This is a genomic window from Bacteroides sp. AF39-11AC, from assembly GCF_003474285.1.
GTDB lineage: Bacteria > Bacteroidota > Bacteroidia > Bacteroidales > Bacteroidaceae > Bacteroides.
Genome location: NZ_QROH01000006.1, coordinates 44,258 through 59,547 on the forward strand (window position 1 = coordinate 44,258; position 15,290 = coordinate 59,547).

Genomic DNA, 15,290 nt, shown 5'->3' on the forward strand with positions numbered 1-15,290 from the left:
GTTCCTTTGTAACTCTAATCTTTATTTTGACACATTCACCCTCATGAAGATAACTTGAATTATGATGTATATTTTACATTTAATAACTCTGTTTGCTTTCATTGTTTCACTGATAGCGGCAGTCTATTATTTTCAAAAATATAATAAGATTCGCAACCGTCTCTCCGGTATTGATGGTAAGCAGGAGCTGATGAAGCCCTATAATCTCTTGATGCAAGAATTGGAGCAAAAGCAACAGCAGTTGAAACAGCAGAACCTTCAACAGCGTTTGCTGGTGAAAGCCATTAAGCTGAAACTGTGGAAATGGGATTTGAAACGTAAAGAAATTATCTGGGGTGGGGATTTGGAGAAAGATGAGCAGGAAGTTACAGTCGTGAACGCAGATGAGCACCTGTCGCATATATTACCGGAATACAGAAAGAGGATATATGAAATGATAGATGGATTGGAGAAAGACTCTGCCAAGCTTATCGATGAAGAATTCTTATACCAGAATGAAGATAATACTTTATCATGGAGGAATATCTATGGTGCCGTATATGAATATGATGAGAATGGAAAACCTGCTGTGCTGATCGGAGGTACCCAGATCATTGGCGAGAGGAAAAAACTGGAAAATGATTTGCGGGATGCGAAAGACAAAGCAGAGGAGGCCAACCGGTTGAAGACGGCCTTTCTGGCAAATATGAGTCATGAGATTCGTACTCCTTTAAATGCCATTGTTGGTTTCTCCGGCATATTGGCAGATACGGAAGATATAGCGGAAAAGAAAGAGCTTTGTAATCTGATCAACCACAACAATGCGCTTCTACTGAAAATAGTGGATGATATTCTTGATATTTCGAAAATAGAGGCGGGGTATATAGATCTGCATCCCACATGGTTCTGTCTGTCCGACCTGATAATGGAAAGTGCTACTGAATATCGGGTGAAAACGGCCGGAAGACTGGATATTCGTATTCATAATACAGGGCAGGATTATATGGTTGAATTGGATGCAAAACGTGTGAAACAGATATTAAATAACTTCTTATCCAATGCTTTGAAGCATACGCAGGAAGGGTATATTGATATTACTTATGGCATTGCGGAGCAAGGTATTAAGATTAAAGTAACGGATACGGGGTGTGGTATTCCGCAAGAAAAATTGTCTATTGTTTTTGAACGTTTTGAAAAAGTGGACGCTTTTACACAAGGAGTCGGGTTAGGGTTGCCTATCTGTAAATCCCTTGTGGATTGTATGGGTGGATCTATTGGGTTGACTTCGGAAGAAGGAGTGGGTACAACTGTTTGGGTTACATTGCCTTGTGGTACTGCACCTGTTCCAAAGTTGCACAAGGAAACGTCAATCGACAACTTCTATTCCTAATCCTGTGAGCAATCCTTCCAATCCATAGCGGGAGAATTTCGCTTTTTTCAGACGGTTGGCAGCGGGATTCAAGGCATAATTGCGTGCAGTAGTGAAATCTGCTTTTTCCAGGTTGGTGTGATGAAAAGATGCGTAACAGAGATCACATTCTTTAAATACTGCATTGGAAAGGTCGGTTTCCATGAAGTCTGCGTTTTGCAAGTCGCACCCTGTGAAACGGGTTCCTTTGAGTTTCATCTCGGTGAACAGTGCATAAGACAGCAGACAATTATGGAATTCCACGGACAAACCGAAGCGGTTGCTAAGACTGAAGTTGATGCCTGTCATTTTGCAATCGGTGAACAGGACATCAAGCCAAGAGGTATTACTGGTTTTTACTAATGAAAGGTTGCACTCCTTGAATGTGCATTTTTCGAATATAACTCTTCCGATTGATTTATCTGAAAAATTACATTTGTCAAATGTACATTCATAATAATTTGTTTCCAGCTCTTCGATGGAGAAATCTACTTTTTCTATGGTCTTGTCTTCCATTTATCTTTTCAATTAATTCATTGCTTTGAATACGGGTTCCGGTTTCTGTATTTCTGATTCGAAGCCGAACCAATAACCTTGATTGGTTTCCTCATTGACAGGCAGAAAGCAAAGGCGAAGATTATCCTTGTATTGGCCATACAGTACTTGCCAGTTCTCCGGAGGAACCTGCCGTTTGGTCTTAACCTTCTCTGCCGGAAGTTTTTTCAGTGACATACCGGCCTCTATCCAAGCGATGCTGGCTTCTAACTGATACTCCGGATAGTTGTGTTTGCAGAATTCATACAAGATGAGTCCTCGCTTTTCCAGACTCATCGGTTGGTCTATCAAACCTATTTGTATCAGATGTTCCAGAAACCGATACAGGAATTTTTCTTCTTTCAGAATGAGTTTCCGGGTGATGGACTGCCAGGCCGGAGTATTATAAAATCCATCCAGCAGGCGGGAGAGTTGGCGGGCTGTTTGCAATTCACTTACATTGATCTCGCGGGTTTGAAGCACTTCATAGGGTGGAAGTGGAGAATATTGGATACCCAATTCTTCCGCTCTTCTTCGCATCTCCGTGCCGGGAAGTAATTTGAGAGATTCCAGTTGTATTTCTCCCGCACCGTATGCTGCCAAAACACGGATGTCTTCGAATATTTCTGAAAGATGGTAGAGTGGAAGTCCTGCAATTAAATCGGCATGTGTTTCCATATTGGGTAGAGAACACAGGAATTTCAGGCCTTCCAGTGCATCTGTCAGCTTTCCCATTCTCCGGCTTTTTTCGAGTACAGGTTCACGCAGGCTTTGTATACCTGCTTCCAGGTGTAACAGACCTTTGGGCAAATGTTTTAATTCTTCTTTCAGTTCTTCGGAAAGTAGTGCAGGGTGTATTTCCAGGTGGAAACGTATATCCGGGTGATATTCAAGAAACAGTTCAAGCAATTCTTTTGCCCGGTGGGTATTGTAATTGAAAGTACGGTCGAGCACACGCACGTTTTTAATGCCATGTTGATGAATGATCCGGAGGCGTTCGCGGATAGCTTCTATGGACAGTGTACGTACAGGCTTTTCGCCTCCACTGACGCAGAATGCACAGGTGTTGAAACAGCCTCGTGTCGTTTCCAGCTGTACGAAAGGTTTGCTCCAATTAAAGAAGCGGCTTTTTTCGGGAGGTATGAGATCTGAGAATTTCAGTACGCGTGCTATTCCGTTGTCTCTGTACTGGCCGTTGGAGTCGAGGTAACAGAGTCCGGGAATGGTATTCCACTTTTCCGGTTCGTTCCGGCATGTGAGCCATTGCGGGAATACTTCTTCTCCTTCTCCTCTGAATACACAGCTGACATAAGGGTTCTTATGCAGGAAGTATTCATTGTCTCCCAAATACTCAGGACCGCCTAATACAATGCAGCATTGTGGCAGGAGCGCTTTTACTCTTGAAAGGATATGGAGCAATTGCTCATGGTTGAAAAGCCAGGTTGTAGCGGCAAGTATGTCAGGTTGGCGATGGTAGACTTCATTGACGGTCAGACCTACATTCTCATTGATAGTGGCTGATACGATATCCCATTCGATGGAAGTATCATCGGCAATCTGGGCTTGCAGTGCCGGAAGTGCCAGGGAAGAATGTGCGTATGAGCTGTTGAGGTCGAGCCAGAGTAACTTCATTTTATATAGGATTGGGTTTACAAAAACAGTTGCAAAGATAATGAATGTATTCTTATCTGCCTCTTTTCTGCCTGCCCAATCCTTTGCTTATACTCTTTTAGCCTGCTTTAGGTCCGACTACGGATATTCTGACGCATTCGCTGGGAACTAATGTCAGTAATTCATCCAGGAACTCACGGCTACATTCCAACAAGGTTTCCTGTGTCATTTCTTCTTTGGAGGTAGCGAAGAAGTGAAACAGGTTATCAGAATCAGGAAGTTTCTTTACTGAATAGATTATATCCGTTGATTTCTCATTGTATGCTTGCGCCAAATCATCAGCTCTTGCCCAGAATTGAGTTGCTTTGTCACCACCGATTTCTACGACTGCAATTAATTTCTCGTTTGTTTCCATAATCATTTATTTTAGTTATACATGTTGTCTTTAATATCAGGAGTCTGTTGATTTATGCTCCGTCATAATATTCGCAAATCAGGTGTCGTCAAACAAAAAATAAATGTAGAATTATCTACTTTCAACTTTTTGAAACAAAGAGACTGTTTGCGGCACACCTGATAATTCCGAACGTTAAAATAACAAATAAGCCTTTTTTATGGTTTCAGGAATTTGCCTTTTTTACAGAAACATGGGCATGTGGAGGGTTGATTTTATACTAACTTTGCAGTGCTTTTAACAAGTTATGCGAATCAGTAGTTGAATTTATTGCTTCATGTTTTTATTGTACTATTAAATAAGAAATTGAAAGAGTTCTACCAAACGAAAGGCTATGAAGATTCACGCATAGCCTTAGAACGTTGGTATGATATAGCAGAAAAAGTAGAATGGAAAAACCTATCTGATATTAAAGTAGATTTTCCTGCTGCTGATTATGTAGGCAATCAGCACTATGTATTCAATATTAGAGGTAACAATTATCGACTGATAGTAATTGTAAAGTTTACAATGGGCTGTATTTTTATTCGGAAAGTATGCACCCATAAAGAATATGATAAAATAGATTGTTCAACCATTTAAGATACAGGATATGAATAAAGTTAGTAAAGAACAATATGAATTTGCTTTGGCAAGAGTAGAGGAACTTCTGCCATTGGTTGATGATAATACCCCTGCAAACGATAAGAATGCGGTGGAACTTACAGTTTTTAACTAAAATAATAAAGCTCTGTTATTTTCATGGAGGTATCTACATGATTTAACATGTCATTCACTAGGTATTTACTTATGCCAATTTTGTTTATTGCGATTGTTGCCATTGAGTGCCTGGCCGCATAGAATTGAAGTTTTCAATATCAAGTTCTTTACTGATTTCTTTTAAACCAATGTCGATAGCACGGTTTAAATCAGCCATAGAAGAAAAACGCTCATAAAAGTTGAATACTCTATCTTTACCTCTATATTTATTAACTAAATCTTTGATAATAGGATGGATTTCTACTATCATTTTTGCTTGATTGTGCCCAGGTCTTATAGGAACGCATCTTTTCTTTTTTAATGATTGCTTTAAATGTTGCCATAATCTTAGGGTAAACAAACTCTATCTACTTGTAGGTTTAAAACGTTACTTGTAATATGGTTCTTTACGACATCTTTTCGGATTAATCCTCTCAAAATCCTGATATACAACAAAAAAGAGGAAAGTCATTGCTGAATTTCCTCTTTCTTTTGGGTGACTGATGGGACTCGAACCCACGACATTCAGAACCACAATCTGACGCTCTAACCAACTGAACTACAGTCACCATGTTTGCGTCATTTCTCAAACGCGGTGCAAAGATAGGTATTATCTTTGATACTGCAAATATTTGGCGAAATATTTTATTGAAATCTGCATTATTTTTTATTCTCCTTAATTCCTGCATTGCGCTGTTGGAGGAGCTTTCGGGAGTTTTTGACGAAGATATTCAGATGGTTACGTGCAGCTTCCGAGAGCTTTGTAATAGATGTGGAATCTATAGGATAAAGCACATAATTTTTTTCTTTGGTGAGATTGGGACGTGCTGTCCATACCAAATTATATTCGCAACGTTGTACTCGAACTTGTGGGGAGGTAGATGTTGTGGTGTCTTTTTCTAATTCTAATGTGAAAATGAGTCCTCCGTCAGTATTTATCTTACTCATGTTGGAGATAAAATTCCCTAAGGAATATACTACAGCGTGTTGTGTTCCGGTAATACTATCAGTGCGTAGTTCCATAGGTTGTATAACATGAGGATGGCTACCGATGATATGGGTAACGCCCTGTTTCAATAACCAATCAGCCAATTGTTGCTGTTCGCGACTGGGTAGCGATTGGTATTCGTTTCCCCAATGCATACAGGCAATGATAACATCAGGTTGCCATGATCGTGCTGTATCGATATCTTGTAACATGATTTTCTTATCAATATAGTTCACTATGTTGGGAAAGGATGGTTTAACTCCATTGGTATCATAGGTATAGTTAAGAAGGGCAATTCGAAAACCATTTTTGTGAATGAGTAATGGGTATCGTTGACAGCGTTCTTCTTCATTTCTATAAGTTCCGGTGTAGGGGATACGTAAGGAATCTAACATTAGGATTGTACGTTCCAAACCTTTTTTACCGCGGTCGAGACAATGATTGTTAGCTGTTAATAGAACGTTGAAGCCGGCTTCTTTAATGGCATATAAATATTCATCAGGTGCGCAGAAAGCCGGATAACCACTATAAGGTTTTCCACCGATAGGTACTTCTAAATTGCCGATAGCGATGTCCGCCCCACTGATTTGCTCTTTTACGAGAGAGAAGCAGGGAGAGTAGTCATAAGTCCCTTTATCTGTACGTGCGGCGTCAAGCTGGGCTTGGTGTTGCATCAGATCACCTACAAATAATAGAGTGATTTTGGCAGGAGGGATTGTGTCAGTGGATTCCGGCACCACTTGTTCCTGTGCTGTGCTACAACACGATATAAAGAAGAAAAGTAATGCAAGAGGAATTGTTTGTCTCATGACTTTGAGTGGATTAGGTTTCCACTGGATAAGATAAATACCGAAAGGAGTCAAGTGGTCACAATAGTCTCCTTCCGGTATTCGGTATTTTTATTATTGATATATTGCTTTCTTGCCAGCCAGCAATGTATTCTTCATCAAAGAAACGATAGTCATCGGTCCTACACCGCCAGGCACAGGAGTGATAAATGAACATTTCGGAGCAACCTCATCAAACTTGACATCTCCAGTAAGTTTGAAGCCTGATTTTTTTGTAGCATCCGGCACACGTGTAGTACCTACGTCGATAACCACGGCGCCTTCTTTTACCATTTCAGCTTTCACAAAGTTGGGTTGCCCCAATGCGGCGATGATGATATCGGCTTCCTGGCACTCTTTTACAAGATCTCTACTACGGCTGTGGCATACGGTTACAGTGGCGTCTCCCGGGTAGGCTTTCTGCATCATTAGTGCAGCCATTGGTTTACCGACGATATTACTACGCCCCAATACTACACACTTCTTACCGGAAGTTTCTATTTGATAGCGTTTCAGTAGTTCAAGAATGCCGTTAGGAGTTGCTGATACATAGCAAGGCAATCCTATGGACATGCGACCTACATTGATGGGATGAAATCCGTCTACATCTTTACGATAATCGATAGTTTCAATCACTTTCTGCTCGGAGATATGCTTGGGTAATGGGAGCTGTACAATAAATCCGTCAACATCTACATCTTCATTTAATTCACGTACTTTAGCAAGGAGCTCTTCTTCCGTAACATCCGCTTCATAACGGATGAGGCTGGATTTGAATCCACAAACTTCGCATGCTTTCACTTTGGCAGCAACATACGTTTCGCTGCCACCATCGTGGCCTACAAGAATTGCGGCAAGGTGAGGGCGTTTACCACCTTTTGCCACTATTTCTGCTACTTCTGCAGCAATCTCCTGTTTTACTTGTTCAGAGATTGCCTTTCCATCAATTAATGTCATATAAATATTTTTGTTTTGATTATAATTTATCTTGCATTGGAGTTCTAAAAGAGTATCGCAAATATAGAGTAAATAACCGAATATAACAACAATCCCGCTGACTTCATTTAAAATATGAAATTAGCGGGATTGGTATGCTTGCAGTTTATCTTTATTATTTCATCTTCGGCATCATTTTGCCCATCTTGCTACCCGTTACCATCTTCATCATCTTGCGGGTTTGGTCAAATTGCTTCAACAGGCGGTTTACTTCCTGAATATTCGTACCACTACCTTTGGCAATACGTTGACGACGCGAACCGTTCAGGATGGCCGGATTACTGCGCTCTGCCGGAGTCATCGAATAGATGATGGCCTCAATGCTCTTAAACGCATTATCGTCAATATCAATATCCTTGATAGCTTTACCTACACCCGGTATCATGGAAGCCAGATCTTTCAGGTTACCCATCTTTTTGATTTGTGCAATCTGGCTTAGGAAGTCGTTGAAGTCGAACTGATTCTTGGCAATCTTCTTTTGCAGGCGTTTTGCTTCTTCTTCATCGTACTGCTCCTGGGCACGTTCCACCAATGAAACGATGTCACCCATACCAAGAATACGATCTGACATACGTGAGGGATGGAACTGATCGATAGCATCCAACTTTTCACCTGTACCCACAAACTTAATCGGCTTGTTCACCACCGAACGGATAGAAAGAGCTGCACCACCGCGGGTATCACCATCTAATTTTGTCAGTACCACACCATTAAAGTCAAGACGTTCATTAAATTCTTTGGCCGTATTAACAGCATCCTGACCAGTCATGGAGTCTACTACGAACAGGATTTCGTTCGGATTGATTGCTTTTTTAATAGCGGCAATCTCGTTCATCATCTCTTCGTCTACTGCCAGACGTCCGGCTGTATCGACAATGACTACATCATATCCTTTCGCTTTAGCTTCTTGAATGGCGTTTTCGGCAATCTTCACCGGATTCTTGCTGTCCGGTTCAGAGTACATTGGAACTCCAATTTGCTCTGCTAATACGCGCAACTGTTCGATAGCGGCAGGGCGGTATACGTCACAAGCCACCAACAACGGTTTCTTGTTCTTTTTTGTTTTCAGCATTCGTGCCAGCTTACCGGAGAAAGTTGTCTTACCGGAACCTTGCAGACCAGACATTAAAATAACAGCCGGTTTTCCTTCCAGGTCAATTTCTGCAGTCTCGCCACCCATCAACTGGGTCAGCTCATCGTGCACGATCTTCACCATTAATTGGCTGGGTTTTACGGCTGTCAACACGTTTTGTCCCAATGCCTTTTCCTTAACCGTATCTGTAAAAGTTTTGGCTACTTTGTAGTTAACGTCGGCATCTAACAGTGCTTTGCGTACATCTTTCAGGGTTTCCGCAACATTGATTTCGGTGATTTTTCCTTCACCTTTCAGGATTTTAAACGACCTTTCCAGTCTTTCGCTTAAATTATCGAACATGATGATATAATTACTATTTATAAATTACAAATTACTCTTATTGAGGCGCAAAAGTACAAAAAATCCCTGTATCTACCTTCTTTTGAGGCAAGAATATTATTCAGTTGAGGTAGCAGGATAAGTGAAAAGAATAGTCGGTCCTTCCTTACTGTCATGGATTACCTGATAAGTACCACCGAAGTGTTTCAGTAATAAAAGGTTGACATCGTTACGTAAAGCAGAGTCCTGATTGGCATAATTGAGGTCTGCCAATGGAGAGTTCGTGATCTTGAAGCATAATATTTCTCCATTTTTATCTAAAGTGAATTGGATATCACGTTCTTCTTTGAAAGATGGAGAGGGGCAAGTAAGAATACTGACGATGAGTTGCATCATCCGGTTTGTATCAGTATAAACAATATACTCGTCAATGTCACTGTGGAAATGAATATGCAAGGTTGAATTCTGCATTTGTGCCATTCCTACGGAATCCTTGCAAAGTTGTACAATGTCATAGTCACTTAATTGGAACTTCATCATACCAGCCTCCAGACGGGATAGATCAAGAACATTGTTTACCAGACGCATTAGCTGTTCAGTGTTTTGCTGAATGATGTCTGCATACTCTTTACGGGTAGGCTCGTCAATTTCCACTTCGTTTGCTATGATTTGTGAGAAACCCAATACTCCGTTCAGAGGAACCCGGATGGCATGACTCATGTTAGACAAGAAACGGTTTTTCATTTCATTGGCCCGCTCTGTTTGACGTGTGGCTTTCTGGGTCTCTTTTTTTGAAATTTTCAATGCTTTTCGTATTCGGTTGATGCGGAGCATATAAGTGATACATAGCACAAGTATGATTCCAAGGCTCAGGAGAATACTGGTTTGTACACGATTCCTGAGTTTCCCGCGTTCCCATACTAGCTGGTTAAGATGGTATATTTCTTTGATTTCTTCCAATTGCTTGGCTGATATGGCAGCAGTCAATGAATCTTGAATGTGATTAGATTTTTCGTATAGTGGTAATGCTTCTGCATATTGGCCCATTTCCAGCAGGATATCAGCTTTGCGGGATAATTGTTTGGCGTATTCCGTTAATGCCGATTTAGATTGTTGCATATATATCAGAGTAGAATCCATGTGTACTAATGCATTTTGATAATTTTTAGTGTGGTGATAGTACTTGGCATAGGCATCATGATACATGGTTATGTAAGGGAGATAACTTTGAGGAGTTATGAAATCTTGTGCCTTCTTTATATAATATTGGGCAGAGTCGGTTTTTCCTATACCTGTATAGTAGTAGGACTGGAATACTGTTGAAAATAGATAGAGGTTGAAATAAGACTCGTACATGTCAGGGTCCCAGGCTAACATTTCCTCCATTAGCTGCTTGTTTTCATCTAAATATACTTTCAGTTTTTTATAATCATTTTGGTCATTGCTGAACATAATCAGTTGGCCCAAAACATTGACTTGCGTACTGCTTGTCTTTTGCTCGGAAGCATATTGATAGGCCTTGCGTAGCGCTTCTCCTTCTTCTTTCTTGCGATTGGTTTCATGATAGGCACTTGCCAGACATGAATATGCAGCTATGCATCCATCTACATTATCCAGTTCTTCTGCTATCTTGAGCATTTCCAATGCTTCATTGATGGCATATTCATACTTTTCGCTATAAATATAGGTATATATAAGCAGTTTTTGTGCGTTGAAGTACAAACGGTAGTATTTCATGCGTTCAGCAATGGGTTTTACATAATCAACCAATTTACTGACGCTGTCTATTTTTTCTTTATTATAGTAATATAGAATTTTAAAATAGGTACTGCTACAGATGTATTTAGCATTTTTTTGACGCTGCGCTTCGTTGAACATTTCTTCTGCATATTCTATATAATGCGGAGAATTCTGCTCCGTAAGCACAAGCTTTTCGAGTAATTTTAGTCTGGTCGTGTCATGTGGAAGTGTTTGCAACTCTGTTATAAGACTATCGGTAACAGATGATCGTTTGATTGGTCTGTTTGCAAATGTGAAAAAGATTTGAAGTAAAAGGACTACTATAAATAAGAGACGTTTCATTCTGATACCTCCTTTCTGCCAGTTGAGGCAATAGGATGGGTAAACAGGAAACGGGAACCATTCTTGTATTCGGGGTCAATCCATATTTTTCCACCGAAACGTTCCACAATCAGTTGGCAAATGGAAAGTCCCAATCCACTACCTTGCGCATTTTCATTCAGCTTTTCGAAACGATTGAATATTGTACCCTGTTTTTCCGGGGCTATGCCACAACCTGTATCTGATACGGCAAACAGAGCAACTTCTTCTGACTGTTTTTCTAATGAAAGAGTAATACTTCCTTCTGTGGTAAATTTAGTGGCATTAATCAGTAAGTTGATTAGTAATTGTTGAAGACGTGCTTCATCTGTATAGATTTCCAAGTTCTCTAAAGAAGTTTGGAACAGTACAGAAGCGGATGTTTGTTTTATCTTTTCTACCGTATCCACTACATTCCGGCATATAGCTACAGCATTATTGTTAGCGAAAAGAAATTGCATTTTGCCGATTTCCAGACTAGAAAGATCTACGACATCATCAATGAGTTTCAACAGTAAATCTGAATTCTGCTGAATGATTTCATTGCATTGTTGCCGGGTACTGATATCAATATTAGCATCCGTCAGGATAGCAGAGAAGCCGGATAAAGCATTTAGAGGCGTGCGTATTTCATGACTCATATTCGACAGAAAAACGCTCTTGGTGCGGATGGAATTTTCTGCAATTTGCCGTGCTTTTTCCAGTTTTAGCCTGGATGCTATCAGTCGTTTATTGATCTTACGGATGTAGAGTACCGATGCAATGGATATGCTTAAAATAAGGATACACCCCATGATAGAATAAAACAATAATCGGTTACGTTCATTTTGATTATCCATTTCAAGTCGGTCTACCTGATATATGGTTCGCAACAGATTAATTTGCGAGGAGTAGTTACGCGCATTGATAGAATCTCGTGCGGCATTGATATCCTGAAATATCTCGCATGCTTCTTTGGCTCTTCCACGTTTGATATACAGCCGTGCCAATGAATTCTTCATCTTCAGATATCTGTTGTAGACATTGGCGCTACTGGTGCTAATGGTCAGTTCATTATATAATTTTATGGCTTGTTCGTCATCTTCGATTTGCTTGGCATATTCGGCTTGGATGTATTTCAAAATAGAACTGTGAAAAAAGAATGGATAATATTCATACCATTCTTCTGCCTCCTGAATGTATTCCCGAGCCTGTTCCAGATTATTTGCGTGGAGATAATAATAGGCTTGAAAGATATTTTCTATGAAGCGGCTATGTCTATAGTCTTTTACTTGCTCCATCTGCTCCAAATAGTCTTTAGCTTCGTTTAATCGTCCTGATCTGATGAGTGTGGGGATTAATTGGATGAGTACTTTTTCTTGTAATTTTTCGGAATCTGCAATTTTATATAGCTTTTGTATGGCTATCTCATATTCCTCAATAGCTTCATTATTCATATTGGCATTGAGATAAGTATCACCAATGGCATAGTGTGATATGGCTATTCCTATGTCATATTTCATTAAGGTAGCTTGCTGTAGCATGGCATTTGCTTTTTCCAATGCTTCATTGACATGTCCATCAGATACAAGTGCATAGGCAGCCATTTGCTGCATGAGGAACATGTGTTTATAGTCCTTCTTGTTACGAAATGCGTCAACAAGCTCGTCTTCCCACTGGGTGATATCATGCAATCTGACTTCTTGAGAATAGGCCAGATTATTATCCATCAAGTACTCCATTAGGTGTGTACGCTCATTTACCAAATCCATATTTTTCGATTGGATGTAGTAAGCACTGTAAAATAGCATCAACAAAAATAGTATGATCGTTTTACTGAGCCTCACCTGATTAATTAAATGTTTATATAATGAAATCTGATTATTTGCGACAAAAATAAATAAAAAGGGCGAGATATCCGAAAATGTCTCGCCCTTTTTGTATATATAATCCTATTTATTGTTGATTTTGTCTTTTTTAGCTGTAGTTTTAGCTATTCATGCTCATTAGGAACTCGTCATTATCTTTGGTTTTTTCCATGCGGTCTTTCACAAAGTCCATAGCTTCAATCGGATTCATGTCAGCCAGATATTTGCGGAGTATCCACATACGATCCAACGTTTGCTTGTCTTGCAGCAAGTCGTCACGACGGGTGCTGGAAGCAACAATGTTGACAGCTGGGAAGATACGTTTGTTAGACAGATTGCGGTCGAGCTGCAATTCCATATTACCTGTACCCTTGAATTCTTCGAAGATAACTTCATCCATCTTGGAACCTGTATCAATCAAGGCAGTAGCAAGAATAGTGAGTGAACCACCGTTTTCAATATTACGGGCAGCTCCGAAGAAACGTTTGGGCTTATGAAGTGCATTGGCGTCCACACCACCGGAAAGTACTTTACCGGAAGCCGGAGATACTGTATTGTAAGCACGTGCCAAACGTGTAATTGAATCCAAGAAGATCACTACATCATGACCGCATTCTACCAGTCTTTTGGCTTTTTCCAGCACAATACCGGCGATTTTCACGTGGCGTTCGGCAGGTTCGTCAAAAGTGGAAGCAATGACTTCAGCATTTACAGTGCGTGCCATGTCGGTTACTTCTTCCGGGCGTTCATCGATAAGTAACATAATCATGTAGACTTCCGGATGATTTGCTGCGATAGCATTGGCTATATCTTTCATCAAGATGGTCTTACCGGTTTTAGGCTGTGCCACGATCAATGCACGCTGGCCTTTACCGATAGGAGCAAAGAGGTCTACTACGCGAGCAGACATAGAGTCTGAATAGCCACCTTTGCATAATCTGAATTTTTCGTCGGGGAATAATGGCGTGAGATGCTCAAATGGTACGCGGTCACGTACGAAGGCCGGGTCACGCCCATTGATTTTTTCCACTTTTACTAATGGAAAATATTTCTCACCTTCTTTGGGAGGACGGATTACACCTTCTACGACATCACCGGTTTTCAGGCCAAACAGTTTAATTTGAGATTGCGATACGTAAATATCATCCGGTGAAGAAAGGTAATTATAGTCGGAAGAACGAAGGAATCCGTAACCATCCTGCATGATTTCTAATACACCTGTACCGGTCAGGATATCATCGAATTCGTATACTTTTTCACGTTCAACCACAAGTCTGCGTTCGGGGGCGGGAGAATAATTCTCATTGTTAGCACTCTGTTGTGCAGGACGCTGCTGTTGTACGGGACGTGGGTTGTTATTCCGATTATTATTATTGTAAGGAGCATTATTACTGTTGTCCCGGGGGCGAAGGCGCGGACGTTGATTGGCAGGAACAGATTCAACTACAGGAACTGCGGGTGTTTCAGCTTTAGTTGCTTCAAATTTGCCGAGAAGTTCGGAAGGAAGTTCCACTTTTTCGGTCGGAAGGTCTTCGATAGGGATGAAGTCATCTTCGGGTTCTGACAAGATAGGACTGTCTTCCACTACGACTTTCTTGCTAACCTTAGGCGCTTCTGTTTCAAAATTCAATTCCGGTTCAGTTTTCTTAGGTTCTTCCTTTTTTGCAACAGGTACAGGTGCGGGTATGGGAGCTTTTTCTTCTACCTTAGTTTTACGCGGACGTCCCGGTTTGCGCTTTGTAGAGTTAGGTGTTTCAGCTTTTTCAGGAGCTGCTGTAGTTGCTACAGCTACTTCTTTTTCCGCTACCGGTGCTTTAGGAGCCTCTGCTACCGGTGTTTTTACTACTTCTGCTACCGGTTGTACTTTAGCGGCTGCTGCTGAAGCTTCAGCTTTTGCCTTAGTGAGGTCGCCATTTTTGTTGGCGGTGAAGACTTTGTCAGTACTCTCTTTTTTTACGGTCACGCGGGTACGTTTCTGTTGTCTGTCCACTTTACGCTCTTCTTTCAGCTTTTCAGCAGCAACCTTTTTGGTAGCACCTGCGATGGCTTGTTCATCAAGTATCTTGTAAACAAGTTCTTCTTTTTTTAGTGAGTCTGTCTTTTTAATACCCAGTTCTTGGGCAATAGATTGAAGTTCCGACAAATTTTTGTCGTTCAATTGAATGATATTATACATACAGTATATATGTGAATGGTTTAAAATTTCTTTTGTTATTGGACAGATATGTTCACACGGCTGCGGTTGTCGTCACAAGCAACGTGGCAAATATACCTTTATTTAATATAATGATTATGGGATATTTATTATTGAACCGGAAAACTGTTAGCTACCCGCACTTAGGAGTTTACAGAATGTTTCAACGGTGCAAAGGTAATAAATATTTTTGGTTTCAT

The 15,290-nt window shown here is 40.6% G+C and carries 12 protein-coding genes, 1 tRNA gene and 1 pseudogene; 3 read left to right on the forward strand and 11 right to left on the reverse strand.

From position 1 onward, the window contains the following. Window positions 1-61 precede the first annotated feature (61 nt). The gene (locus tag DW036_RS13945) at window positions 62-1,369 is read left to right on the forward strand and encodes a HAMP domain-containing sensor histidine kinase (protein WP_118464934.1); all 1,308 of its coding nucleotides are present in this window, start codon (window positions 62-64) and stop codon (window positions 1,367-1,369) included. Here the strand turns inward: DW036_RS13945 and DW036_RS13950 are convergent. The 3 genes from DW036_RS13950 to DW036_RS13960 form a co-directional block, all read right to left on the reverse strand. Beyond that, window positions 1,346-1,903 (reverse strand): pentapeptide repeat-containing protein, encoded by a 558-nt coding sequence (locus tag DW036_RS13950; protein ID WP_118464935.1) that lies wholly within the window; start codon window positions 1,901-1,903, stop codon window positions 1,346-1,348. The genes DW036_RS13945 and DW036_RS13950 overlap by 24 nt on opposite strands. Window positions 1,904-1,915: 12 nt before the next feature. Beyond that, complete coding sequence (locus DW036_RS13955) at window positions 1,916-3,553, reverse strand: B12-binding domain-containing radical SAM protein (protein ID WP_118464936.1); 1,638 nt, start codon at window positions 3,551-3,553, stop codon at window positions 1,916-1,918. A gap of 97 nt (window positions 3,554-3,650) precedes the next feature. Continuing rightward, window positions 3,651-3,947, reverse strand: coding sequence for a hypothetical protein (locus DW036_RS13960; protein WP_233560444.1), 297 nt, complete (start codon window positions 3,945-3,947; stop codon window positions 3,651-3,653). A 324-nt stretch (window positions 3,948-4,271) separates the two neighbouring features. Here DW036_RS13960 and DW036_RS13965 point away from each other — a divergent pair, with 324 nt between their 5' ends. Further along, on the forward strand, window positions 4,272-4,568 hold the full coding sequence (locus DW036_RS13965) for a type II toxin-antitoxin system HigB family toxin (protein WP_118465227.1): 297 nt from the start codon (window positions 4,272-4,274) through the stop codon (window positions 4,566-4,568). Between the two features lie 10 nt (window positions 4,569-4,578). Continuing rightward, a pseudogene (locus DW036_RS13970) lies at window positions 4,579-4,701 on the forward strand (transcriptional regulator); the annotation flags it as partial. Between the two features lie 87 nt (window positions 4,702-4,788). On the opposite strand, the gene DW036_RS13975 reads toward DW036_RS13970, so the two are convergent. The 8 genes from DW036_RS13975 to rho form a co-directional block, all read right to left on the reverse strand. Further along, the gene (locus DW036_RS13975; protein WP_233560445.1) at window positions 4,789-4,995 is read right to left on the reverse strand and encodes a hypothetical protein; all 207 of its coding nucleotides are present in this window, start codon (window positions 4,993-4,995) and stop codon (window positions 4,789-4,791) included. A gap of 224 nt (window positions 4,996-5,219) precedes the next feature. Further along, window positions 5,220-5,293, reverse strand: a tRNA-His gene (locus DW036_RS13980). 91 nt (window positions 5,294-5,384) lie between these two features. Further along, window positions 5,385-6,521, reverse strand: coding sequence for a CapA family protein (locus DW036_RS13985; protein ID WP_118465228.1), 1,137 nt, complete (start codon window positions 6,519-6,521; stop codon window positions 5,385-5,387). 93 nt (window positions 6,522-6,614) lie between these two features. Continuing rightward, window positions 6,615-7,496, reverse strand: coding sequence for a bifunctional methylenetetrahydrofolate dehydrogenase/methenyltetrahydrofolate cyclohydrolase FolD (gene folD, locus DW036_RS13990; RefSeq protein WP_118464938.1), 882 nt, complete (start codon window positions 7,494-7,496; stop codon window positions 6,615-6,617). Between the two features lie 154 nt (window positions 7,497-7,650). Continuing rightward, the gene (gene ffh / locus DW036_RS13995) at window positions 7,651-8,970 is read right to left on the reverse strand and encodes a signal recognition particle protein (RefSeq protein ID WP_118464939.1); all 1,320 of its coding nucleotides are present in this window, start codon (window positions 8,968-8,970) and stop codon (window positions 7,651-7,653) included. Window positions 8,971-9,066: 96 nt separating this feature from the next. Further along, window positions 9,067-10,875: a HAMP domain-containing sensor histidine kinase gene (locus DW036_RS14000; protein WP_233560446.1), complete on the reverse strand. Its 1,809-nt coding sequence runs from the start codon at window positions 10,873-10,875 to the stop codon at window positions 9,067-9,069. Between the two features lie 152 nt (window positions 10,876-11,027). Continuing rightward, entirely contained in the window at window positions 11,028-12,839 is a 1,812-nt protein-coding gene (locus DW036_RS14005) for an ATP-binding protein (RefSeq protein WP_118464941.1), read from the reverse strand. 178 nt (window positions 12,840-13,017) lie between these two features. Then, window positions 13,018-15,072: a transcription termination factor Rho gene (gene rho, locus DW036_RS14010; protein ID WP_118464942.1), complete on the reverse strand. Its 2,055-nt coding sequence runs from the start codon at window positions 15,070-15,072 to the stop codon at window positions 13,018-13,020. Window positions 15,073-15,290: the final 218 nt, after the last annotated feature.

Coding starts and splice junctions, on each gene's coding strand:
- DW036_RS13945 (WP_118464934.1), top strand. CDS start 62: ATGATGTATATTTTACATTTAATAACTCTGTTTGCTTTCATTGTTTCA.
- DW036_RS13950 (WP_118464935.1), bottom strand. CDS start 1,903: ATGGAAGACAAGACCATAGAAAAAGTAGATTTCTCCATCGAAGAGCTG.
- DW036_RS13955 (WP_118464936.1), bottom strand. CDS start 3,553: ATGAAGTTACTCTGGCTCGACCTCAACAGCTCATACGCACATTCTTCC.
- DW036_RS13960 (WP_233560444.1), bottom strand. CDS start 3,947: ATGGAAACAAACGAGAAATTAATTGCAGTCGTAGAAATCGGTGGTGAC.
- DW036_RS13975 (WP_233560445.1), bottom strand. CDS start 4,995: ATGATAGTAGAAATCCATCCTATTATCAAAGATTTAGTTAATAAATAT.
- DW036_RS13985 (WP_118465228.1), bottom strand. CDS start 6,521: ATGAGACAAACAATTCCTCTTGCATTACTTTTCTTCTTTATATCGTGT.
- folD (WP_118464938.1), bottom strand. CDS start 7,496: ATGACATTAATTGATGGAAAGGCAATCTCTGAACAAGTAAAACAGGAG.
- ffh (WP_118464939.1), bottom strand. CDS start 8,970: ATGTTCGATAATTTAAGCGAAAGACTGGAAAGGTCGTTTAAAATCCTG.
- DW036_RS14005 (WP_118464941.1), bottom strand. CDS start 12,839: ATGCTATTTTACAGTGCTTACTACATCCAATCGAAAAATATGGATTTG.
- rho (WP_118464942.1), bottom strand. CDS start 15,072: ATGTATAATATCATTCAATTGAACGACAAAAATTTGTCGGAACTTCAA.